General features: G+C 54.7%; 20 protein-coding genes. 9 read left to right on the forward strand and 11 right to left on the reverse strand.

What is annotated here, in order from left to right; translation table 11 throughout:
- Positions 1-83: 83 nt before the first annotated feature.
- Positions 84-1,010 (forward strand): LysR family transcriptional regulator, encoded by a 927-nt coding sequence (locus tag FY206_RS19885; protein WP_032643210.1) that lies wholly within the window; start codon positions 84-86, stop codon positions 1,008-1,010.
- Here the strand turns inward: FY206_RS19885 and FY206_RS19890 are convergent.
- The 7 genes from FY206_RS19890 to FY206_RS19920 form a co-directional block, all read right to left on the reverse strand.
- On the reverse strand, positions 1,005-1,697 hold the full coding sequence (locus FY206_RS19890; RefSeq protein WP_032643212.1) for an aspartate/glutamate racemase: 693 nt from the start codon (positions 1,695-1,697) through the stop codon (positions 1,005-1,007). The two genes, FY206_RS19885 and FY206_RS19890, sit on opposite strands and share 6 nt — an antisense overlap.
- A 90-nt stretch (positions 1,698-1,787) precedes the next feature.
- On the reverse strand, positions 1,788-2,912 hold the full coding sequence (gene wzz(fepE), locus FY206_RS19895; protein ID WP_032643214.1) for an LPS O-antigen length regulator Wzz(fepE): 1,125 nt from the start codon (positions 2,910-2,912) through the stop codon (positions 1,788-1,790).
- A gap of 215 nt (positions 2,913-3,127) precedes the next feature.
- Positions 3,128-4,543 carry an arabinose-proton symporter AraE gene (gene araE, locus FY206_RS19900; protein ID WP_032643217.1) on the reverse strand — a complete coding sequence of 472 codons (1,416 nt, stop codon included), beginning with the start codon at positions 4,541-4,543 and terminating at the stop codon, positions 3,128-3,130.
- A 312-nt stretch (positions 4,544-4,855) separates the two neighbouring features.
- Positions 4,856-5,617, reverse strand: coding sequence for a 2-dehydro-3-deoxy-D-gluconate 5-dehydrogenase KduD (kduD, locus tag FY206_RS19905; protein ID WP_032643219.1), 762 nt, complete (start codon positions 5,615-5,617; stop codon positions 4,856-4,858).
- A 63-nt stretch (positions 5,618-5,680) separates the two neighbouring features.
- Positions 5,681-6,517, reverse strand: a complete 837-nt coding sequence (gene kduI / locus FY206_RS19910; protein WP_077064447.1) for a 5-dehydro-4-deoxy-D-glucuronate isomerase — start codon at positions 6,515-6,517, stop codon at positions 5,681-5,683.
- Positions 6,518-6,752: 235 nt separating this feature from the next.
- Positions 6,753-7,931, reverse strand: a complete 1,179-nt coding sequence (locus tag FY206_RS19915; RefSeq protein ID WP_032643222.1) for an acetyl-CoA C-acetyltransferase — start codon at positions 7,929-7,931, stop codon at positions 6,753-6,755.
- A 93-nt stretch (positions 7,932-8,024) separates the two neighbouring features.
- Positions 8,025-8,891 carry a LysR family transcriptional regulator gene (locus FY206_RS19920; protein WP_032643223.1) on the reverse strand — a complete coding sequence of 289 codons (867 nt, stop codon included), beginning with the start codon at positions 8,889-8,891 and terminating at the stop codon, positions 8,025-8,027.
- A 105-nt stretch (positions 8,892-8,996) separates the two neighbouring features.
- Between FY206_RS19920 and FY206_RS19925 the strand changes: the two genes are divergently transcribed.
- Positions 8,997-9,458, forward strand: coding sequence for a multidrug/biocide efflux PACE transporter (locus FY206_RS19925; RefSeq protein ID WP_032643224.1), 462 nt, complete (start codon positions 8,997-8,999; stop codon positions 9,456-9,458).
- A gap of 119 nt (positions 9,459-9,577) precedes the next feature.
- Positions 9,578-10,807 (forward strand): amino acid permease, encoded by a 1,230-nt coding sequence (locus FY206_RS19930; protein ID WP_032643226.1) that lies wholly within the window; start codon positions 9,578-9,580, stop codon positions 10,805-10,807.
- Between the two features lie 63 nt (positions 10,808-10,870).
- Here the strand turns inward: FY206_RS19930 and FY206_RS19935 are convergent, their stop codons facing one another.
- On the reverse strand, positions 10,871-11,143 hold the full coding sequence (locus tag FY206_RS19935; protein ID WP_032643228.1) for a GNAT family N-acetyltransferase: 273 nt from the start codon (positions 11,141-11,143) through the stop codon (positions 10,871-10,873).
- Positions 11,144-11,153: 10 nt separating this feature from the next.
- Positions 11,154-11,384: a 4Fe-4S mono-cluster protein YjdI gene (gene yjdI, locus FY206_RS19940; RefSeq protein WP_008499689.1), complete on the reverse strand. Its 231-nt coding sequence runs from the start codon at positions 11,382-11,384 to the stop codon at positions 11,154-11,156.
- Positions 11,385-11,560: 176 nt separating this feature from the next.
- Here yjdI and FY206_RS19945 point away from each other — a divergent pair, with 176 nt between their 5' ends.
- The 5 genes from FY206_RS19945 (at position 11,561) to FY206_RS19965 (ending at position 18,050) form a co-directional block, all read left to right on the forward strand.
- A complete protein-coding gene (locus tag FY206_RS19945; protein ID WP_032643230.1) occupies positions 11,561-13,201 on the forward strand; it encodes an ATP-binding protein in 1,641 nt (546 codons plus the stop codon).
- On the forward strand, positions 13,185-13,880 hold the full coding sequence (locus tag FY206_RS19950) for a response regulator (protein WP_032643232.1): 696 nt from the start codon (positions 13,185-13,187) through the stop codon (positions 13,878-13,880). Before FY206_RS19945 ends, FY206_RS19950 begins: the two co-directional genes overlap by 17 nt.
- A 168-nt stretch (positions 13,881-14,048) precedes the next feature.
- Entirely contained in the window at positions 14,049-15,137 is a 1,089-nt protein-coding gene (locus tag FY206_RS19955) for an ABC transporter substrate-binding protein (protein ID WP_032643234.1), read from the forward strand.
- An 80-nt stretch (positions 15,138-15,217) separates the two neighbouring features.
- Positions 15,218-16,987 carry an ABC transporter permease gene (locus tag FY206_RS19960; protein WP_008499693.1) on the forward strand — a complete coding sequence of 590 codons (1,770 nt, stop codon included), beginning with the start codon at positions 15,218-15,220 and terminating at the stop codon, positions 16,985-16,987.
- On the forward strand, positions 16,980-18,050 hold the full coding sequence (locus FY206_RS19965; RefSeq protein WP_032643237.1) for an ABC transporter ATP-binding protein: 1,071 nt from the start codon (positions 16,980-16,982) through the stop codon (positions 18,048-18,050). Before FY206_RS19960 ends, FY206_RS19965 begins: the two co-directional genes overlap by 8 nt.
- A gap of 567 nt (positions 18,051-18,617) precedes the next feature.
- Here the strand turns inward: FY206_RS19965 and FY206_RS19975 are convergent.
- A complete protein-coding gene (locus FY206_RS19975; RefSeq protein WP_125372051.1) occupies positions 18,618-19,196 on the reverse strand; it encodes a tetratricopeptide repeat protein in 579 nt (192 codons plus the stop codon).
- A 537-nt stretch (positions 19,197-19,733) separates the two neighbouring features.
- Here FY206_RS19975 and FY206_RS19980 point away from each other — a divergent pair.
- Positions 19,734-20,540: a DUF4225 domain-containing protein gene (locus FY206_RS19980; RefSeq protein WP_023306876.1), complete on the forward strand. Its 807-nt coding sequence runs from the start codon at positions 19,734-19,736 to the stop codon at positions 20,538-20,540.
- Here FY206_RS19980 and FY206_RS19985 read toward each other — a convergent pair.
- Positions 20,537-20,851, reverse strand: a complete 315-nt coding sequence (locus FY206_RS19985) for a hypothetical protein (RefSeq protein ID WP_015673660.1) — start codon at positions 20,849-20,851, stop codon at positions 20,537-20,539. The genes FY206_RS19980 and FY206_RS19985 overlap by 4 nt on opposite strands.
- Positions 20,852-21,217 lie beyond the last annotated feature (366 nt).

Raw genomic sequence — 21,217 nt, forward strand, 5'->3', positions numbered from 1 at the left:
CAGCGCAAAGAGAATAAAAAATATCGTTTTATCGCGAGTCTATGCAAAAATGATATGGACAGTTATCTGATTTCAGGTGCCCTATGCCCGCCGTCAATTTACGCCACATCGAGATTTTTCACGCCGTGATGACCACCGGCAATCTCACCGAAGCCGCACAGATGCTGCATACCTCGCAGCCGACCGTGAGCCGCGAGCTGGCGCGCTTCGAGAAAGTGCTGGAGCTGAAGCTGTTCGAGCGCACCCGGGGCAGGCTTCACCCGACGGTGCAGGGGTTACGCCTGTTCGAGGAGGTCCAGCGCTCCTGGTACGGGCTGGACAGAATCGTGAGTGCTGCGGAAAGCCTGCGCGAGTTTCGTCAGGGCGAGCTGTCAATTGTCTGCCTGCCCGTCTTTTCGCAATCCTTTTTGCCGATGCTGTTGCAGCCCTTTCTGGCCCGCTACCCGGAGGTCAGTCTCACCATCGTGCCGCAGGAGTCTCCCCTGCTTGAAGAGTGGCTTTCGGCCCAGCGTCACGATTTAGGCCTGACTGAAACCCTCTCCACGCCAGCGGGAACGGCGCGTACGGAATTGATCTCATTAGATGAAGTGTGCGTTTTGCCCGCCGGGCATCGGCTTGCCGATAAGGCGGTGCTCGCGCCTGAGGATTTTCACGGGGAAAACTACATCAGCCTGTCGCAGACCGACAGTTACCGACAGCTGCTGGATACGCTGTTTGCCGAGCATCAGGTCAAACGGCGAATGGTAGTGGAAACGCACAGCGCGGCGTCGATTTGCGCGATGGTGCGGGCGGGCGTGGGCGTCGCGGTGGTTAACCCGCTCACGGCGCTGGACTATGCCGGAAGCGGGATCGTCATCCGCCGTTTTAGCGTATCCGTCCCGTTCACCGTGAGCCTGATCCGCCCCCTGCACCGCCCGGCTTCCGCGCTGGTAGAGGCTTTTACAGAACATATGATTGAGCACGCACGTCAGGTGGCGCTTCGCTTGCCTGACCTGCAAAACGCATTATGACAGCATGAACGCCACGGCATCCTCTGCATGGATGGCGGTGGTATCAAATACCGGAATGGGGCTTTGCTCAGCCGGTACGAGCAGGCCAATCTCGGTACAGCCGAAGATAACCCCCTCGGCCCCCTGCTGCGCGAGCTTCTCGATGACGCTGACGTAGAAGGCGCGGGAAGATTCGCTGAAGGTCCCAAGGCAGAGCTCGTCAAAGATAATCTGATTAATGCGCGCCCGGTCTTCTTCATCAGGGATCGGGCTTTCGATCCCGAATTCGCCGTGCAAGCGTCCGCGATAAAAATCCTGTTCCATGGTGTAGCGCGTGCCCAGCAGCGCTACGCGGCGCATCCCGGATGCCGCAATTGCACGCCCGGTCGCGTCCGCAATATGCAGGAACGGCAGCGAGCAGCGGTCCTCGATATGCGACGCCACTTTGTGCATGGTGTTGGTACAAAGCACGATACCCTCGGCACCGGCACGCTCCAGTCCCAGCGCCGCCTGGGCCAGGATTTCTCCGGCTTTATCCCACTCGCCGCTCGACTGGCAGGCTTCGATTTCATGGAAATCAACGCTGTGCAGCAGCAGGCTTGCGGAGTGCAGACCGCCCAGACGCTGCTTTACCCCTTCGTTAATCAGGCGATAATACGGGATTGTCGATTCCCAGCTCATCCCCCCTAACAGGCCGATCGTTTTCATCATCCCTCCTTATCTTCGATCTCTTTTTGTAACACAACCGATGTACATAAAAAAAGGCGCTTTAATCAGCGCCTTTTTTAACTGCGGGGTTTATTCCGTCACCGGTTCGGGGAGCGGGTTACGGCTGAGCATCGCCTCGCGCAGCAAAACGCTGCCGCAGGCAAACAGCCCACCCAGGAGCGCCGCCAGAACAACAATCAGAGCCTTGCCCGGGCCATCCTTTTTCACCGGCATGGAAGGAGAGAGCTGATACATGAATGGCTCAAGCTTAACGTCTGCAAAGGAGAGCTTTTTCAGCTGCGCGAGGTGGTATTCCCGGTTCTGGAAATCCGCATTCAGCTCGGTCACGTCCCTGAGATTTTTTTCAATCTGCAGCTTTTGCGCGATGCCGTCAGCGCCGAGCGAAACGGAATAGTCCGGATCGTCTTTTACCGCCTGCCCGTTGCTGTAGACCGGCTTCTTAATGCCTGCGGCATTCGCTACTTCCAGGGAATAATTCAGACGCTGCAGGTTGGTATTGTGAATATTGGTCAAACGGACGCGATCCAGCTCCAGCTGCTGGGCAACGACGTTGGTTTTCAGGGCGATCTGGTTGCGGATATTCTGCACCGTCTCTTTTTCAACAATAGCTGCGATATAATCGATGTATCCCGACAGGACGGCTTGCGCATCGGCTGCCGTCGGCGCAGTAAAGCTTAACGTCCAGGAAACGTAAGGCGCTTTATCCGCGTCTTTTCCCTGAGCGTCATTTGCCGCTTTCATTCGGTCCGAGATGTTCACTATCGCCCGATGAAGATCAAGCGGATCCACCTCGGCCTCTTTAAGTTGCGCCATCACGTAAGGGGAGGATTTCAGGTACTCCTCGAGCAACGACTGCGACTGAAACTTTTTAATAAAGAGGTCAAAGACTTCCGGGCGGGTAATCTGCGCGTCTACGTCAAGCACCTGAAGTGCCACCAGCATCTGACGCAAGGGGTTCCACTGCGATTGCTCCGCCTGGGTGATCACCGCTTTACTGGTCCACTTCTGCGGCAGTAAAAATGAAATGGCGAGACCAACCAGTGCAAACGCGAAGGTAACCGCGACGATGCGTTTTTTCGCCGCGAGAAGAACCCCTAACAGGCCTAAAAGATCTATCTCTTTAGCGTGAATAGCCGGGGGGGCATAATGGGGGAAATCAAGATCGCTATTTTTTTTGATATCTATCTCAGACATATGAATTATTTTTAGGATGCCCTGCATCTTTGCTCAAACGTTAGCGGTGGTCCGATGATACAGCACCTTAAGAATTATCCTAAGTTCAATTCTTATGATTTAACCCTCCCCTGCCAAAATTAGTAGACAATTTCACTGCGTAATTACTCTGGTTAAGCGCCACCTTTGCCCTTTCTGCATACTTTGTAAGCGCTTAACTTAAAGAGGTACTACGTTTACTCGCCAATGTTCCGCAGTTTCTCCCCGGCCATCAGCCTGCGCTCGATGTGTTCCAGCGTCACGCCTTTAGTTTCCGGGATCAGCCAGAAGGTCACGCCAATAAAGGCTACGTTCAGCACCGTATAGAGCCAAAAGGTTCCCGCCGCGCCAATCGCGTCCAGCAGCGTCAGGAAGGTCGCGCCGATAATCATGTTCGACACCCAGTTGGTGGTCGTGGAACAGGTGATGCCAAAATCCCGGCATTTGAGCGGCTGGATTTCGGAGCACAGGATCCACACCACGGGCGCGGCGCTCATCGCGTAGCCTGCAATACACATCATGGTCATGCCGACGGAAAGCCACGAAAGCCCGCTGGAGGCCGTGCCGTTATCAAACTGCATCAGGCAGTAGCCGAGGATCAGCGTGCCGAGCGCCATCACGCTGAAGCCAATTTTCAGCGCCGGTTTACGCCCGGCTTTGTCCACGGTGAATACGGCAATAAAGGTGGCAAACATGAAGGTGAGGCCCACCAGCAGCGTGGCGATCATCTGCTGTTCGGTGGTGGTGAACCCGGCCATTTTGAAGATGCGCGGCGCGTAGTACATGATGATGTTCATGCCGGTGAACTGCTGCATCGCCTGCAGCAACATGCCGAGGAAGACCGCGCGACGCACGTTGCGGTTGATCTTAAACAGCGCCCAGCCGCCCTGCTTCAGCTTCAGGCTTTCGCGGATCTCGTTCAGCTCGTCGCGCGCTTTTTCAGAGGTATCGCGCAGCATGCGCAGGACCTCTTCCGCCTCCACGTGGCGTCCCTTTTGCGCCAGCCAGCGCGGACTGTTTGGCAGGAAAACCACCAGCACGATCAGCACCAGCGCCGGTAAGGCCAGCACCCCCAGCATCGCGCGCCAGTTGCCGCTGTAGCTGAAATACGTGTCGGACAGGAACGCCAGCACGATGCCCAGCGTGACCATCAGCTGATACATGCTGATCATCCTGCCGCGCACGTTTTCGCTTGCCATTTCGGAGAGATAAAGCGGCGCCGTGTAGGAGGCAATCCCCACCGCTACCCCCAGCAGCACGCGGGAGAGCAGCAGCACTTCAACGTTAGCGGCAAACGCCGAGCCAATGGAGCCTGCGACAAACAGAATCGCTCCGACCATCAGGCTGTATTTGCGCCCCAGACGGAACGAAAGCCAGCCGTTGAACAGCGCGCCGATGGCCGCGCCAAGCATCATGCTGCTCACCACCCACTCCTGCAGGCGACTGCTGAGGGTAAAGTGATCGGTAATAAACGGTAATGCCCCGGCAATGACGCCGATATCCAGTCCAAACAACAGGCCCGCCACGGCGGCGGCAATGGAGACAAACTGGTTCATGCGGCGAGTATCGCGCAGCGCAGCGGGCATCAGGGTAGAGTCATTGATAGATGTCATATTTTTCCTGCCTCAACAGCAAAATTCGTTAACTGAAATTACGAGAAAGCGCGGAAAAGTGTCAGGCGGGAAAAGGTGAAGATATGGATTATTTCGCTGCGGCATAGCGATCTGTGATGGACATTACAATTTCAACTCACGGTGAATAATCACAGATTTTTACTAATCACTTCATTTTTAAGCATTAAAAGTGTGATGACAGTCATTCATGATTTTTTAGTATGGATTTTTCGTGTTTATCAATATGGACTTTGGCAAATTTTATGCAAAAAAAACCTCTGCTCAAAAGCAGAGGTATGAATCTGAAGCGGGTTAACGCGCCAGCCAGCCGCCATCAACCGCAATCGTGTAGCCGTTGATATAGTCTGAAGCCGACGAGGCCAGAAATACCACCGGGCCCATCAGATCGCCCGGAAGGCCCCAGCGTCCCGCAGGAATGCGGTCGAGGATTTCCGCGCTACGCTGTTCGTCCGCGCGCAGCTGCTGCGTGTTGTTGGTCGCCATGTAGCCCGGCGCAATCGCATTCACATTGATATTATGCTTCGCCCATTCGTTTGCCAGCAGGCGGGTCACGCCCATCACGGCGCTTTTGGACGCGGTGTAAGACGGTACGCGGATGCCGCCCTGGAACGAGAGCATAGAGGCAATATTCACGATCTTGCCGCCTTTCCCCTGCGCAATAAAATGCTTCGCCGCCGCCTGGGACATAAAAAATACGCTCTTGATGTTCAAATCCATCACGTCGTCCCAGTCGCGCTCGCTGAAGCTGATCGCATCTTCGCGGCGAATCAGCCCGGCGTTATTGACCAGAATATCGATATGGCCGAATTCAGCCACCGCGCGATCCAGCAGTTCCGGAATGGCGTCGATTTTACGCAGATCGGCGTTCAGGCTGAGAAAGCGACGGCCCAGCGCGGTCACGCGTTCGATGGTTTCCGTGGGTTCAACAAGGTTAATCCCGACGATGTCACAGCCTGCTTCCGCCAGGCCTAACGCCATCCCCTGGCCCAGCCCGGTGTCACACCCGGAAACCACAGCCACTTTCCCCTGCAGAGAGAATGCATCCAGAATCATGTTTATTCCTTACTCTTTCAGAGCCTGTCACTCACAGGCAGGTTTATGCTTCACTGCCCGCGACTAGCGCAGATCGCTGACCGCAACATGGTCCATGTCATCAAAGACCTGGTTTTCGCCCACCATACCCCAGATAAAGGTATAGGCTTTCGTCCCAACGCCGGAGTGAATGGACCAGCTTGGCGAAATGACCGCCTGCTCGTTGTGCATCACGATATGGCGCGTTTCCTGCGGCTGCCCCATCATGTGGAACACGCAGGCGTCCTCATCCATGTTGAAGTAGAAGTAAACTTCCATGCGTCGTTCGTGGGTATGGCACGGCATCGTGTTCCACAGGTTGCCTGGCGCCAGCTCGGTTAACCCCATGCTGAGCTGGCAGGTTTCCAGCACGTCCGGCACGAAGTATTTATTGATGGTGCGGCGGTTGCTGGTGAGGTTGTCGCCCAGCGTTACGGGCGCTGCGTCCTCAGGCGTCACTTTTTTTGTCGGGTATGCGGTATGCGCAGGGGCACAGTTGTAGTAAAACTTCGCGGGTTTAGCGCCGTCAATGCTGGCAAAGACCACCTCTTTCGCCCCTTTACCGACGTACAGCGCATCGCGGTGACCAATCTCGTAGCACTGACCGTCCACGGTGATGGTGCCCGGACCGCCGATATTAATCACACCCAGCTCGCGACGCTCCAGAAAATAGCTCACGCCCAGCTGTTTACCCACTTCTCCGCCCACGGAGACGGTTTTTGCCACCGGCATAATCCCGCCCACAATAATGCTGTCGATATGGCTGTAGACCATAGTGTACCTATCGGCCTCGAACACCTGCTCAACTAAAAACTCACTGCGCAGCCCCTGCGTATCCAGCGTTTTGGCGTGTGCGCTGTGAATGCTTTGTCTGACGTCCACGGTAACCTCCAGATGTGGTCATGCCCAAAAGAAGAAAATAAACGAAACAACGTTCCGTTTTCATGATGAACACATACTATCGGCATAAAATAGGCTTTTCAATTAAATTCAAAACAACGTTTCATTTTTTATTTTGTTTATATCGAAAATGACACCCGGATCACGGTTAAGAGGCATGGGAATGAGGGGAGGATAAAAAAAACCTCCCGCAGGAGGTTTCATTAATCAGGAAAGGTTAGCGTTCGATGGCCAGCGCCACCCCTTGCCCGCCGCCTATACAGAGCGTGGCAATCCCTTTGCGGGCATTGCGCTTTTTCATTTCGTGGACCAGCGAAACCAGGATCCGGCAGCCGGACGCCCCGATCGGGTGCCCCAGCGCGATCGCCCCGCCGTTGACGTTGACCCGCAGCGGATCCCACTCCAGCATTTTTCCGACGGAGATCGCCTGCGCGGCGTAGGCCTCATTCACTTCGATCAGATCCACATCCGAAAGCTGCCACCCCGCGCGTTCCAGACAGCGGCGAGTGGCGTAGACCGGCGCGATCCCCATTAATGCCGGATCAACCCCTACGCTGGCGAATGCCTTAATGCGCGCCAGCACGGGGAGATCGAGCTCAAGGGCTTTGCTTTCGCTCATCATCATCACGGCGGCAGCGCCGTCGTTAATGGAAGAGGCATTTCCCGCCGTCACCGATCCCTGCATTTCAAACGCAGGATTGAGCCTCGCCAGGCCTTCAGCGCTGGCGTCGGTGCGCGGCTGTTCATCGGTATCCACAACGACAGGCTCGCCGCTCTGGCGGTGGGTGCTGACCGGGACAATTTCGTCGCGAAAACGGCCGGAATCAATCGCCGCTCGCGCTTTTTGCTGCGAGCTTAGCGCATAGGCATCCTGCACCTCACGGCTGATGCCGTACTCGCGCGCCAGGTTTTCCGCGGTCACGCCCATATGATAGTCATTGAACGCATCCCACAGCCCGTCATGCACCAGGCTGTCGAGCAGCTGACTGTTGCCCAGCTGTGCGCCGGTACGGCTGTCGGTCAACACGTGCGGCGCGCGGCTCATATTCTCCTGCCCGCCCGCAATGATCACGTCCGCTTCACCACACTGAATGGCCTGCGTCGCGAGATGCAGCGCTTTTAATCCTGAACCACAGACGTCGTTAATGGTGATGGCGGAGACGGTATTGGGCAGCCCGCCCTTGAGCGCCGCCTGGCGCGCAGGGTTTTGCCCGGCACCGGCCGTGAGGACCTGTCCCAGGATCACCTCGTCAACTTCGTGAGCTGCGATCCCGCTACGCTCCACCAGCGCCTGCACCACCACGCTGCCCAGTTCAACCGCCGAGTGACGCGCAAGCGCTCCCTGAAAACAGCCGATAGCCGTACGCAACGCACCCACTATTACGACATCTTTCATCACGACCTCTGTGTTAAATGACATGACGATAGTAGAGGATTGTTACTGGTAATTATCTTAATTGTTTAAAAATAGTGAGTTTAATCACAAGGTTCAGTGTGCATCCTGCAGATACTGCCGCAGCCAGCTTCCGGCCACGCCGGGAGGGGTGCGTTTATTCCACAGCAGATCGATGCCGATCGCCCTGGGCCAGCCGGGAACGTTGAGCTGCACCAGCGATTTTGCGGCTGCGAACTCATCCACCAGCGCACAGGGCAATACGCACCAGCCGAATCCCTGCACCGCCATACTCAAGAGTAACAGGTAATTCGGCGCTGACCAGACGGGCCCGCGCGCAATCTCCGCCTCGCGCTCCAGATAGGTGCTCAACCGCAGCTCCCGCCAGCCGTGCAGTTCGTCACGCTGGACGTCATGCTGCCCGGCCAGCGGATGCGTGGTCGCGACGTAGATCGCCATACGGGTCTGCATCGGCAGCCGGGTGGCGCCGATATCCGTCGGATAACCGTCCCGCGCTTCGGTGAGGCCAATCTGCGCGCGCTCCTTTTGCAGCAGATCGATTACGTCCTCTTCCTCGCCAATCAGGCATTCGAATTCCGTATGGGGAAAGCGGGCGTCAAACTGTTTCATCATCTCTTCCAGCACGTCCGGGTTGAGGGTATCGGAAAGGACAAACGTCAGACGCGCCTCCGTTTTCGCCGTTAACGATACCGCCAGTTCATCCAGCCGCGTGCTGGCGGCCAGGATGGCCTGCACGTAGCCCAGCACCTGCTCCCCCTGGGCCGTTAACACCGGCTGGCGCGCCGAGCGGTCAAACAGCTCGAAGCCCAGATCGGCTTCAAGATGGGCAATCGACGTGCTGATCGTCGACTGGCTTTTACGCAGCCGGCGTGCGGCGGCAGAAAAAGAGCCTGCCGCCACGGTCTCGACAAACGCATTAAGGGCTTCGGGTGAATAGCGCATGACCTATCTACTTTAGCGATGGATACCATCTTTAATATATCAGCTTTAGCGATGAAAATAGGCCACATCAACGCCCATACCGGCGAATTAACGAGGTCTATGACTATGCAACACCAGGATGCACTTCAACGTAAACTGCCGGAGCGGATCTTTCATGCCGTCTGTTTCGAAGGCATTGCCACCGCTATCCTCGCCCCCACGGCGGCGTGGCTTATGCAGCGTTCCGTGATGGAGATGGGCGCCTTAACCATTATTCTGGCCACCACCGCCATGCTGTGGAACATTATCTATAACTTCGGCTTCGACCGTTTCTGGCCCGTTCAGCGCGTCAAACGTACGGCAAAGGTGCGCGCGCTGCATGCGCTGGGGTTCGAATGCGGGTTTATTGTGATTGGCGTGTCCATTGTCGCCGCCGTGTTGGGGGTCACCCTGCTGCAGGCATTCACGCTGGAAATCGGTTTCTTCCTGTTCTTCCTGCCGTACACCATGTTCTACAACTGGGCATACGATAACCTGCGCGAGAAATTTCTTAAGCGTCGCCAGCAACGGCGCGCCCTGGCAGGCTAATCCTCCTCTGGCCGGACGCCCGTTCCGGCCAAACGCCGTCGAAGCAACTGCGCTCTCCGAGCTTATCTATGGTAAATTGCACGCCATTCTGTTGGTTTGATAGTTGATACGTTGCTCTAATGTCGAAAATTTGGTCAAAAGATGAGACTCTCTGGAGTTTCGCTCTCTATGGCACAGCCGTGGGCGCAGGAACGCTGTTCCTACCCATTCAGCTGGGCTCCGCAGGCGCGATTGTCCTGTTTATTACCGCCCTCGTGGCCTACCCCTTAACCTACTGGCCGCACAGAGCGCTGGCGCAATTTATCCTGTCGTCAAAAACAAAAGGCAATGAAGGGATCACCGGCGCCGTCTCGCACTATTACGGCAAGAAGATCGGCAATCTGATCACTACCCTCTATTTCGTCGCCTTCTTCGTGGTGGTGCAGATTTATGCGGTGGCGATCACCAACTCGTTAACCGAACAGCTGGCGAAACACCTGACGGTGGATACCGGCGTTCGCGTGCTGGTTAGCCTCGGGGTGGTGCTGGTCCTGAACCTGATCTTCCTGATGGGACGCCATATCACGATAAAGGTAATGGGCTTCCTGGTGTTTCCGCTGATTGCCTATTTTCTGTTTGTCTCGCTCTATCTTATCGGCAGTTGGCAACCGGCGCTGCTGACCAGCCAGATGGCCGTCGATAGCCATACGCTGCACCAGGTTTGGATTTCGATTCCGGTGATGGTGTTTGCCTTCAGCCATACCCCGATTATCTCAACCTTTGCCGTTGACCGTCGGGAGAAGTTTGCCGACGGCGCCATGGATAAATGCAAGAAGATCATGAAGGTGGCTTACCTGATCATCTGCCTGAGCGTATTGTTCTTTGTCTTCAGCTGCCTGCTCTCTATTCCACCGTCGTACATTGTGACGGCCAAAGAGCAAGGAGTGACGATCCTGTCCGCGCTGTCGATGATGCCCTCTTCTCCGGCGTGGCTCGGCATTTCCGGGATTATCGTGGCGATTGTTGCGATGTCGAAATCGTTCCTCGGCACCTATTTTGGGGTGATTGAAGGGGCGACGGAGATCGTGAAGTCGTCGCTCAATCAGGTGGGCGTGAAAAAGAGCCGCGCCTTTAACCGCGCGATTTCCATCATGGGGGTGTCGTTCATTACCTTTGCGGTCTGCTGCATTAACCCCAACGCCATTTCGATGATTTACGCCATCAGCGGCCCGCTTATCGCCATGATCCTGTTTATCATGCCGACGCTGTCGACGTATCTTATCCCCTCGCTGAAACAGTACCGCTCCATTGGCAACCTGCTGACGCTGATCGTCGGCGTGCTGTGCGTGTCGGTAATGTTTGTCGGCTAAGGTTCCTGCCAGACATTGTGCCGGGTGGCGCTGCGCTTACCCGGCAATGATTGCTCCAGTGAATCACGCCCGAATGTCGTCATACTCCCGCGTTTTATCAAACTCATGCTTCGCGAACGGGCACAGCGGGATAATTTTGCGGTTCTCACCGCGCATCTTCTCCACCACTTTCGCCACCAGCCGTTTACCAACGCCCTGCCCTTTCAGGCTCTCATCTACATCGGTGTGCTCGATAATGCTCAGATGCTCGCCGGTCGGGACGAAGACAATCTCCGCGACCTGATTTCCGCTTGCATCATTCACGTAAAACTTGTTGTGGCCTTCCAGAATATCCATGGTTCCTCGCTTATTTTTGGCGATACTTCAGCGCACCGCTCGGGCAGGTATCAATCACGCGGACAACCGTTTCAACGTCCACTTCATCAGGAATAATCCACGGTTTACGTTTCAGATTAAACAGCTTTGCGCTCCCACGCACGCAGTTACCGGAGTGTTTGCAAATCCCGGTATTGAAGTAAACGTCAATTTTCTCGCCGGTATAGGCCCGGTAACCCGCATCCAGTAGCTCTTTATCCATGACATTGCCTCTGTAATTATTATCGTGCTGAATGAAGCATAGCCTGACGGGATCATGATGGCTATAACGCCGAAAACGAAAAGCCAGGTCACAACTCTTTTCTTGCCAGATTGCGTCCGCTATTGGCCCATGTCAGGCTCGGCGAATGTCACTTTTACATAACATCAGCAGGTTGAATGAAACGCAGGCTCTCTTTTCAGGTAAAGCTATTTTTAGCGCTGGTGTGCTTCTCCTGCCTGCTGTTAGTTCTGCTGGGAACCATCCTGTTTCATTTTATTGACCGACAGCTCCATCACGACCTCGGCCAGCGCGCCCGGGTGCAGGCCAGCCAGATCGCGCTGATGCCGGGCCTGGCGGAAAAGGTTGCGGCCAGAGATATCCCCGGCATCGCCCGGTTAATTCAGCCGCTGCGGGCTGAAAGCGATGCCAGCTACATTGTGATTGGCGATACCGAGGAGCAGCACCTTTATCATTCGGAATCCCCGGAACGCATTAATTTACCGATGATCGGCGGAGATAATGCCGAAGTCTTAAAGGGCAAAACCATTATTTCCGTACGCCAGGGCGGCATTGGCGTTTCACTGCGCAGCAAAGCGCCCATCTTCAACGCCCGGCATCAGGTGATTGGTATTGTCTCGGTCGGCTATCTGACCTCGTACATTGCCAATATTAATGCGCGCATTCTCTGGCAGTCCGGGCTGTACGGCGCGGGTCTTCTGCTGCTGCTGTTTATTTTCTCCTGGCTGTTTACCCGCAATCTCAAAAAACAGATGTTCCGGCTGGAGCCGAAAGATATCGCTCAGCTGGTTTTGCAGCAGCGCGCGCTATTAGAAGCCATGTACGAAGGGGTATTTGCCGTTAATCAGGAGAAGCAGCTGATTTTAATTAACCGCGCCGCACGCGAGATGCTGGATATTCGGCAAAGTGAGAAAGACCTTATTGGTAAACCGCTGGAAGATATCCTTCAGACATCGCCGGGCTTTTTCTCCCAGCGCTATGCCTCGGTGAGCGCGGGCCGCCACGACCAGATTGCGGTGCTCAACCAGCGCGAGGTGATCGTCAACCGCGTGGCGATTGAGGTCGAGCCCGGAGTTGAAAGCGGCTGGGTGTACAGCTTTCGCGACAAAAATGACATTAACACCCTCAGCAGCCAGCTCAGCCAGATCAAACGCTATGCGGACAACCTGCGCATTATGCGCCACGAACAGCTGAACTGGACCGCCACGCTGGTCGGGTTACTGCAGATGAAACACTATGACGAGGCGATCCGTTACATCCAGGTGCAGTCCGAAGGCGCGCAGCGGGTGCTGGACTTTGTCTCCGCGCGTTTTTCATCTCCCGCGCTGTGCGGGCTGCTGTTGGGAAAGTACGTCAGCGCGCGCGAAAAAGGCATTGAGCTGCTGTTCGATCCCGCCTGCCAGCTCACCCGCATGCCTGCCGCGCTCGGCGAAACGGAGCTGATGTCGATTATCGGTAATCTGCTGGATAACGCCGTGGACGCGACCCTCAACGCCCCGGTCCACGCGCCGATCGAGCTCTACATTTCCGATCGTAACCAGGAGCTGCTGATCGAGGTGGCCGACCGGGGCTGCGGGGTGGACGATGCCGTGAAGCCGCACATTTTCCGCCAGGGGTTCAGCAGCAAGCCGGAAAGCGAAAACGACATTGTGGGCACCGAGCACGGTATTGGCCTGTTTCTGGTGGCAGGATATATCGACAAGGCTGGCGGCAGTATAGAGATTGCCGACAACACGCCGCAGGGAACTATTTTTTCTGTGTTTATTCCGAATGGGCTAAAGCATGACCCGAGCACTTGATGTTGTGATCGTTGAGGATGAGCCGCACCTGGCGGAGCTGCATCGCGAGTATATCGAGCAGAATTTTCATTTACGCGTGGTGGGCATCGCCGCGTCGATTGAGCAGGCATGCAGCCTGATTCGTCAGCATCAGCCGCGGCTTATCCTGCTGGACAACTATCTTCCGGACGGTAAAGGCGTGGAGCTCATCGATAACCCGCTGCTGAAAAGCTATGAGTGCTCGGTGATCTTCATCACTGCCGCCAGCGATATGCAGACCTGCAGCCACGCCATGCGCAGCGGGGCGTTTGACTACCTCATCAAGCCCGTCTTTTTTCAGCGCCTGCACGCCTCGCTGGAGCGGTTTATGCGCTTCATCCACACCGTGCAGCAGGTGAAGGTGGTCGACCAGCATGCGCTGGATCGCCTGTTTAACCTGCCTGCCGCAGAAGCCTCCGTGACGCCCTCCACGAAGGGTATTGAGCCCCAGACCCTGGAAAAGATTAAACGCCTGTTCGCCGATCGTCCCGACAGCGCGATGTCGGTTGAAGAGGTGGTGGAAAACGTGGGGATCAGCAAAACCACGGGGCGTCGCTATCTTGAATACTGCGTGGAGAGCGGGTTAATCAGCGTCGAAATGCTGTATGGCAATATTGGTCATCCCCGCAGGCTATACCGTAAATCCGGCGATAAACCGTAATCCGAAACCGTTCACAGGCTAACGTTCGCGGATTTTATGGTGTTAATTGCTGAAACGACGGCGACAATCACACTTCGGAATCATCGCCCGCTTCACCCTATTGTGGGTGGAGCACGATAGGCTATGTTGACAATTAGTTCCTCAAATGTAACTAAAAGGTTAACTATAATGTCGAACACGTTCCGAATTTCTCTGCTTACCGCTACCGTACTGTTCTCTGCTTCTGCACTGTCTGCCCTGCCGCAGGGCTATCCTGCTGAGTATCAAAAAGTGGTTGATGCCGCCACGAAGGAGGGCAAGGTTGTCATCTATTCCACCACCGACATCAAAGCCGCCGGGCCGCTGATCCAGGGCTTCGAAAAAACCTACCCGGGCATCAAAGTTGAATACAACGATATGAACAGCACCGAGCTGTACAACCGTTTCATCAGCGAACAGGCCTCCGGCGGCGTGAGCGGCGACGTGGTCTGGAGCTCCTCGATGGACACCGGGCTGAAGCTCGCCACCGACTACGCCATGGAGTACAAATCTCCGGAGCAAAGCCAGCTGCCGAAATGGGCGGTCTGGAAAGATAAGGCCTACGGCACCACCTATGAGCCGGTGGTCTTTATCTACAACAAGCGCCTGATCCCGGCCGGCGACGTGCCGGATTCTCACGCCGCGCTGGCGAAGCTAATTGCCAGCCAGACGGACAAATTTAAGAATAAAGTCACCACCTACGACATCGAAAAATCGGGTCTGGGCTTTATGCTTTCGGTGCAGGATCACAACGCCGATCCAAACTACTTCAAGACCCTGGCGGACGTCGCCAAAGGGGGCGTATCGGTGCAGTCGTCGACCGGCACCATGATGGAGCGCGTCTCCTCCGGTGAAAACCTGATCGGTTTTAATATCCTCGGATCCTATGCGGAAGCGCGCGCGAAGAACGATCCGTCACTCGGCATTGCCTATCCGAAAGATTACACCCTGGTGCTGTCGCGCGTGTCGTTCATCAGCCAGCAATCGCAAAACGGCAATGCCGCGAAGCTGTGGCTGGACTATGTGCTGTCTGAACAAGGGCAAAGCATTCTGGCCAATCAGGCGGACATCCCCTCCATTCGTAACGATATCGAAGGCAAGAACGATATCGACGGCCTGACCAAAATCCTCGGCAACGCGCTGAAGCCGATCCCGGTTGATGAAACGCTGCTGGAATACCTGCAGCCGAAAAAACGCCTCGAGTACATCAAAGAGTGGCGTACCGCCGCCGGTAAATAAGCTTCTCAGCGCGGCGCTGGCCGCCGCGCTCCCTTATCGACTGAGTTCGTTTTTCTGGGCTGCAACACCAGGGATACCCCATGAATACATTACGCAGAAAGTGGCAAAGCCTGCCGCGTGGCATCGTCGTGCTGATAACCGCCCTGGTTATCTACACGCCGCTGTCGTTTATCGTGATACAGAGCTTCCTGTCCGCCCCGTTCTTTTCGCCGTCAAAAGAGTGGAGCTTTGAATCATTTGATTTTATTTTCACCGACCCTGATTTTTATAAGGCCCTAAAAAGCGGCTTTATTCTTGCTTTCGGGCTGGTCTTTATCTCTATTCCGCTGGGCGGCGTGCTGGCGTTTCTGATGGTGCGTACCGACCTGCCCGGCCGTCGGCTGATTGAGCCGCTGATCCTGGTCCCGATTTTCGTTTCACCGATGGTGCTGGGTTTCGGCTACGTGGTGGCCGCCGGTCCGGTGGGCTTTCTCTCCCAGTGGGCGGAGGCGCTGATTGGCTTTGTGCCGTGGAATATCTACGACATGTCGAGCATTGTGGTCATTGCCGGCCTGACGCACGTCCCGCACGCCTATCTGTATATCTCCTCCGCGCTGCGCAGCGTGGGCTCTGACGTGGAGGAAGCCGCGCGCACCGCGGGCGCGTCGCCCTGGCAGGTGATGACCTCCGTCAGCCTGCCGATGGTACGCCCGTCCATTCTGTATGCCACCGTGCTGCTGTTCTTCCTCGGGCTGGAGGTGTTCGGCCTGATGCTGGTCCTCGGCGACCCGGAAGGCAACATGGTGCTGGCGACCTATCTCTATAAGCTGACGAACAAGATGGGTACCCCTTCCTATAACCTGATGGCGGCGGTTGCCGTGGTGCTGATCTGCATCACCATCCCGCTGGTGATGCTCCAGCGTCGCCTGATGCGCACCGCCAACCGCTTCGTCACCATGAAGGGGAAGGCCTCGCAGGCCCGCGCGCTGCCGCTGGGTAAATGGCGCTGGGTGGCTGGCGGAGTGATTGCCTTCTGGCTCACCGTCACCATCGGCGTTCCGCTGCTTGGCGTGGTATTGCGCGCGTTTATCTCCAACTGGGGCGTGGGCGTTTCGCTGTGGGACGAGCTTTCCCTGAACACCTTCCGCACCATCTGGGCGCAGCCCAACCTGCTGCGCGCCATCGTCAACTCCATGGCGATTGGCGTCATTGGCGGCGCGCTGGCCGTGGTGTGCTACCTGTTTGTCGGGATTGCCATGCACCGCAAGCCGGATAACACCACGCGTTTCCTCGACTACAGCGTGCTGGTACCGCGCGCCGTGCCGGGCCTGCTGGCAGGTCTGGCTTTCCTGTGGGTGTTCCTGTTTCTGCCGATGTGGCTGGATAACTCGCTGAAATCCGGCTGGCTTTCCGGGTTCGCCTGGACCGACTGGATGCGTGAAAACGTCATCGTCTGGCTGCGTTCTCTGCGCAGCACCATTTTCAGCGTCTGGCTGGCCTATACCGTGGTGTGGATGGCCTACGGGCTGCGGCTTATCTCTTCCACGCTGCTGCAGGTAGGACCGGAGCTTGAAGAGGCGGCGCGCAGCACCGGGGCGACGCGCGGGCAGATCACCCGCCACGTCACCATACCGCTCTCCCGCTACGGTCTGATTGGCTCGTGGCTGCTGATGTTCCTGATCTTTGAACGCGAATACTCAACGGGTGTGTACCTGCTTTCACCCGGCACGGAGACCATCGGCTCGATGCTGGTTTCCCTCTGGGCAGCGGGTGCCATCGATATCGTGGCGGCGCTCTCTTTCATTAATATCCTGCTGGTCGTGGTAGGTCTGGGCATTGCCCTTCGTTTCGGAGTGAAAATACATGATTGAATTAGCGGTTGACGATCTGCACTTAACCTACGGCGACAATCCTGTTTTAAAAGGTGTCTCCATGAACCTGAAGCGCGGCGAAGTGGTCTCCCTGTTAGGCCCTTCCGGCAGCGGCAAAACCACCCTGCTGCGCGCCGTCGCGGGTCTGGAAAAACCGACGCAGGGGTCGATAGTCATTGGCAACAATAAAGTTTACGACGGCACGCCGCGCAGCGAGGTCCCGGCGGAAGAGCGTAACCTGGGTCTGGTGTTCCAGTCCTACGCCCTGTGGCCGCACAAAACCGTGTTCGAGAACGTGGCCTATCCGCTCAAGCTGCGCAAAGTGTCGGCGAAAGAGATCCAGCAGCGCGTGCAGGACGTGCTGAACCAGCTTGGCCTGGGCCATCTTGGTAAACGTCACCCGCACCAGCTCTCCGGTGGGCAGCAGCAGCGCGTGGCGATTGGCCGGGCGCTGGTGTACAACCCGCCGGTGATTTTGCTGGACGAGCCGCTTTCCAACCTCGACGCCAAGCTGCGCGAAGAGGCCCGCGTGTTCCTGCGCGAGCTGATTATCAAGCTCGGGCTATCCGCGCTGATGGTGACGCACGACCAGAACGAAGCGATGTCCATTTCCGACCGTATCCTGCTGCTTAACAACGGCAAAATTGAGCAACAGGGTACGCCGCAGGAGATGTACGGCTCGCCGAAAACGCTGTTTACCGCCGAGTTTATGGGCAGCAACAACCGCCTGCACGGCAAGGTCACCGAAGTGCGCGACGGCAGAGCGCGTATCGAAGGAAAAGGCTGGGTGCTGTGGGGCCAGGCCGGTGAAGGGGTGAAGAGCGGTGATGACGCCACGGCGGTGATCCGCGTCGAGCGCGTGGCGGTGGTCGAGGGGCCGGGTGAAAATCAGCTTGAGCTGCCGCTGCTCACCAGCATGTACCTCGGCGACCGCTGGGAGTACCTGTTCCGCACGGTGGGGGATGATTTTGTCATCCGCGCGTATGGGCATGAGGTGCGGGATCCGCAGCACTGCCATCTTTCGCTGCCGGAGAAGCATGTTTGGGTGTTCCCGAAAGGGTGAGTGTGTGAGGAAAAGGCTGCGGGATGCGGCTTTTTTGCTTTGAAAGGGTGAGAGCATGTAATCTCACACTCAAATATTTAATTAATGTTACTTTTCCGATGTCAACAACGTCTGCCCGGCTTACAGACATTGCGGGATGCCCTGGGCTGTCGAAATTGGTGGCAGTGGCACTGACGGCGCCTAAGGCTGCCTCAGTTGCAGGACTCAGGGAAGCGGCCCCGAGCATGCCGGCGACAATGCCAAGGAACGAGGCCCTGGTCAGCCAACTACGGGCAAAGTTGAGGGAAAGCAGGTAGGACCGGGCAGGATTAACCGGGTCTTTACCTTCGGGCAGCATCGGCATGAAATTCTCATTGGGCAGAATGACAGTCGGCGACAGGTTAAGCGCAGGATCATTATCGGGTATCAGGACATTCAGGGCCCGTCCGGGGCGGAAGTCCTCCGGCGCGCTGCGTGAAAAATCGAGGTGAATGATTCCGAAAAGCGTACCGCAGAGAGTCTACTTTTCAAAGGTACATTTTAATAAGTAGAATCAATAAGGATCTGGCTAAAAGCCAGATCCTTATTTCAGATAACTGCTAGAGAATGTCCCGCAATCCCTCTAAAACTAAATCCTATATGGCAAGATATTCTTGCTCCAGGAATTATTTTTGGCCAGTCAGAACTATTAACTAAAGCAGTATAGTGGACATAAATGTTTTCTGAAAATTCAATGCAGTTTATGAAACAGAATGAACCATGTACACTACTTACAGTACCATGATAAATAATTTTGTTTCCCTCAGGCGTCTTCATATCGCCCCTAACCTTATTTAAAGCAGAAGGTGGATATGGAATTTTAGCCAGCTCAGCGAACTCTTTTTTGGATTTTGCAATATCACCGTAAAGATATTCATGCCTTGCGTAAGTATAGCGTGCTTCGTAATGTGTATCACCAGTAGAAAAACTACGTTTGAGATGAGTTAGTATCTCATCTCTATTTGCAAATTCATCCATTAAAATCAATAGCTTAGCTATTTCATAATGTAATGTTTTATTTATCGGATGATTGGATAGTATTGAACGAAGAAGGGATATAGCTTCTGCTCTTCTATTTGTTGAGAAATATGATCGCGCCAGTCGAACAGCTGTATAAATGCTATCCATGCGTTTTCGACAAGCGACTGAATGACACTAATCCGGTTCAGTTCTTTATCTGACATGGTCACTAGCATCCAGATGTCTCCATGACACAAAGGCTTGATCCTTTATGCCAGAAAAAGTGACATCACTAAATGGGTTAAAAGTGACATTAGAATATGGGAGCTACAATTTAGGTGCGCATAACAATGAATATGTTAAATAGCCGTACAATTTGCGAATAGATGCACTCCAAAACATCAAGTTATCTCCCTTGCGTCAGCCCAAAGCAGCATTGTGTAACTGCACTGCTTGTTGCAGTGAGGCGTGTCGCTGAAGGCATCACGTAGCGATATTTGGCGAAGAAAAGCGCTTTTCACCGAGGGCCTGGGCTGACGGTCTAGCAGATCACCAACAGAGCCGGGGATATTTTGAACAGGAGAATGTAAACTGGAAGGATAAAGCAACGGGACACCCACGGGGGCGGGTTGTGAAAGTATTTCCTGTTGTCTTCGACCTTATTGCACGTAAAATGACCAGACACATTTTGGGAGGGAGTCTTTAATGGATATTGCGCTGCTCAACAGGGGCTGGAACAGAACATGGTCAGATACCATGGTAAATCTGGAAGCCCGGAAACTCGTCGAAACTGCAAATCGGCTATCAGCATTCTATTTGCAAGATGGGATAACACGTATCAAGTTTGTCGAAGAGATAAGGCAGGTCGTAGAGAAAGAATTTGAAACTGCACGACGGGCCAAAACCGATGAAGAATGCATTGCATGCATCAAAAATCTGCGTGCCGAAACAGATAATCTGCAAGAACAAGAACGCTTGTTAAGAACCAGAGCCGCCCAACTTTATGCAAAGGTCGAGTTTGTCAGGGAAAACAATAAAATCGTCGGATACGTGATTTCGGCAATCCATATAGTGGTATCTGGAGCAGCATTATTTGGTGGGATGGTTATGATGTCCACTATGACCCCTGTTGGAGTTCTTGCAGGAGCAGTTTTATTTGTTGATGGTATTAACGGTATAACAAAGGAAGCAAGCCATCTTCGCTATGGTGAACAATCCAAATCGGAAGGAATTTTTGCTGATGGCGCAATGGAGACCGCACAGTTTATGGGGTTTAGCCCAAAAAGTGGATTAGCTCTTTATAATACGGTGACTCTGGGGGCGAGTGTCTATAGTATCTTCGGCTTAGCAAGGAAACCCGGAGCTTGGCGATTATTCCGTTGGCTGCCGCGTGATTACTACCGAAAAGTTGACACAATGAGCAAGCCTAAGCTAACGATGAAAATCGCTGGATATGGTGTCAAAGCGAAAGTCATTTTTGATCTTCTGGCTACTGATAACAGTACTAATTAAGATTTGTTCGCTCTACAGAATCGCCAAGATTTATAAGCAAGTACAGGCGGTTGTATAAAAATTGCAACCGCTGCGCCACAAGAAAGGCCAATAGCGCCAGAGAAAACACTCTGCTCAGATGCGAACATCACAAGAAAAATGAATACAGCAAGGCAACCGGATACAACCCACACGGCAAGAATAAATCGCCTGGCCAGGTCCCTGATTGCATTCCCCAACGTTCCACCATAGCTTTCAACGTTGTTCTTTATCTTCTTCAAATCCGATGGTGTAAAGCCAGAACTCAACAAAGCCTCATCAGTAACATCCATATTGTCCTCTCCGCATTTCTTAACTGGCAATAGCACACATAATCATATGTGATGAACTATACAGTAATCCACATGATGTTTGTGCAATGTATCAGATTTCAGACAATAGAAGCCATAAAGCCCCGTTAGTGGTACAAGCAACAAGCGGAACATAGCGACTGCATCAGGCCAACCTGGTTGGTTTCGCTTTGCGAAAGTCACCAGTGACCAAATCAGATTGTCAGAGGGATCACATCTTATCAGGGTGCTCGTGTACCTTTCGGAGCGTGAGCGAAGCGCTGGAAGGGCCTGCATATCGTGTGCAGGTACGTTTACCACTATACACCTGTTTACGCAGCCACAAGGCCGCACATCGGGCTTAAATGC

Origin of the sequence: Enterobacter chengduensis, assembly GCF_001984825.2 — a bacterium.
Classification (GTDB): Bacteria; Pseudomonadota; Gammaproteobacteria; order Enterobacterales; family Enterobacteriaceae; genus Enterobacter; species Enterobacter chengduensis.

Excerpts from the sequence above, each read along its gene's own strand:
- FY206_RS19885 (WP_032643210.1), top strand. The coding sequence starts at position 84 with ATGCCCGCCGTCAATTTACGCCACATCGAGATTTTTCACGCCGTGATG.
- FY206_RS19890 (WP_032643212.1), bottom strand. The coding sequence starts at position 1,697 with ATGAAAACGATCGGCCTGTTAGGGGGGATGAGCTGGGAATCGACAATC.
- araE (WP_032643217.1), bottom strand. The coding sequence starts at position 4,543 with ATGACATCTATCAATGACTCTACCCTGATGCCCGCTGCGCTGCGCGAT.
- kduD (WP_032643219.1), bottom strand. The coding sequence starts at position 5,617 with ATGATTCTGGATGCATTCTCTCTGCAGGGGAAAGTGGCTGTGGTTTCC.
- FY206_RS19915 (WP_032643222.1), bottom strand. The coding sequence starts at position 7,931 with ATGAAAGATGTCGTAATAGTGGGTGCGTTGCGTACGGCTATCGGCTGT.
- FY206_RS19920 (WP_032643223.1), bottom strand. The coding sequence starts at position 8,891 with ATGCGCTATTCACCCGAAGCCCTTAATGCGTTTGTCGAGACCGTGGCG.
- FY206_RS19925 (WP_032643224.1), top strand. The coding sequence starts at position 8,997 with ATGCAACACCAGGATGCACTTCAACGTAAACTGCCGGAGCGGATCTTT.
- FY206_RS19930 (WP_032643226.1), top strand. The coding sequence starts at position 9,578 with ATGTCGAAAATTTGGTCAAAAGATGAGACTCTCTGGAGTTTCGCTCTC.
- FY206_RS19935 (WP_032643228.1), bottom strand. The coding sequence starts at position 11,143 with ATGGATATTCTGGAAGGCCACAACAAGTTTTACGTGAATGATGCAAGC.
- yjdI (WP_008499689.1), bottom strand. The coding sequence starts at position 11,384 with ATGGATAAAGAGCTACTGGATGCGGGTTACCGGGCCTATACCGGCGAG.
- FY206_RS19945 (WP_032643230.1), top strand. The coding sequence starts at position 11,561 with ATGAAACGCAGGCTCTCTTTTCAGGTAAAGCTATTTTTAGCGCTGGTG.
- FY206_RS19950 (WP_032643232.1), top strand. The coding sequence starts at position 13,185 with ATGACCCGAGCACTTGATGTTGTGATCGTTGAGGATGAGCCGCACCTG.
- FY206_RS19955 (WP_032643234.1), top strand. The coding sequence starts at position 14,049 with ATGTCGAACACGTTCCGAATTTCTCTGCTTACCGCTACCGTACTGTTC.
- FY206_RS19960 (WP_008499693.1), top strand. The coding sequence starts at position 15,218 with ATGAATACATTACGCAGAAAGTGGCAAAGCCTGCCGCGTGGCATCGTC.
- FY206_RS19965 (WP_032643237.1), top strand. The coding sequence starts at position 16,980 with ATGATTGAATTAGCGGTTGACGATCTGCACTTAACCTACGGCGACAAT.
- FY206_RS19975 (WP_125372051.1), bottom strand. The coding sequence starts at position 19,196 with ATGGATAGCATTTATACAGCTGTTCGACTGGCGCGATCATATTTCTCA.
- FY206_RS19980 (WP_023306876.1), top strand. The coding sequence starts at position 19,734 with ATGGATATTGCGCTGCTCAACAGGGGCTGGAACAGAACATGGTCAGAT.
- FY206_RS19985 (WP_015673660.1), bottom strand. The coding sequence starts at position 20,851 with ATGGATGTTACTGATGAGGCTTTGTTGAGTTCTGGCTTTACACCATCG.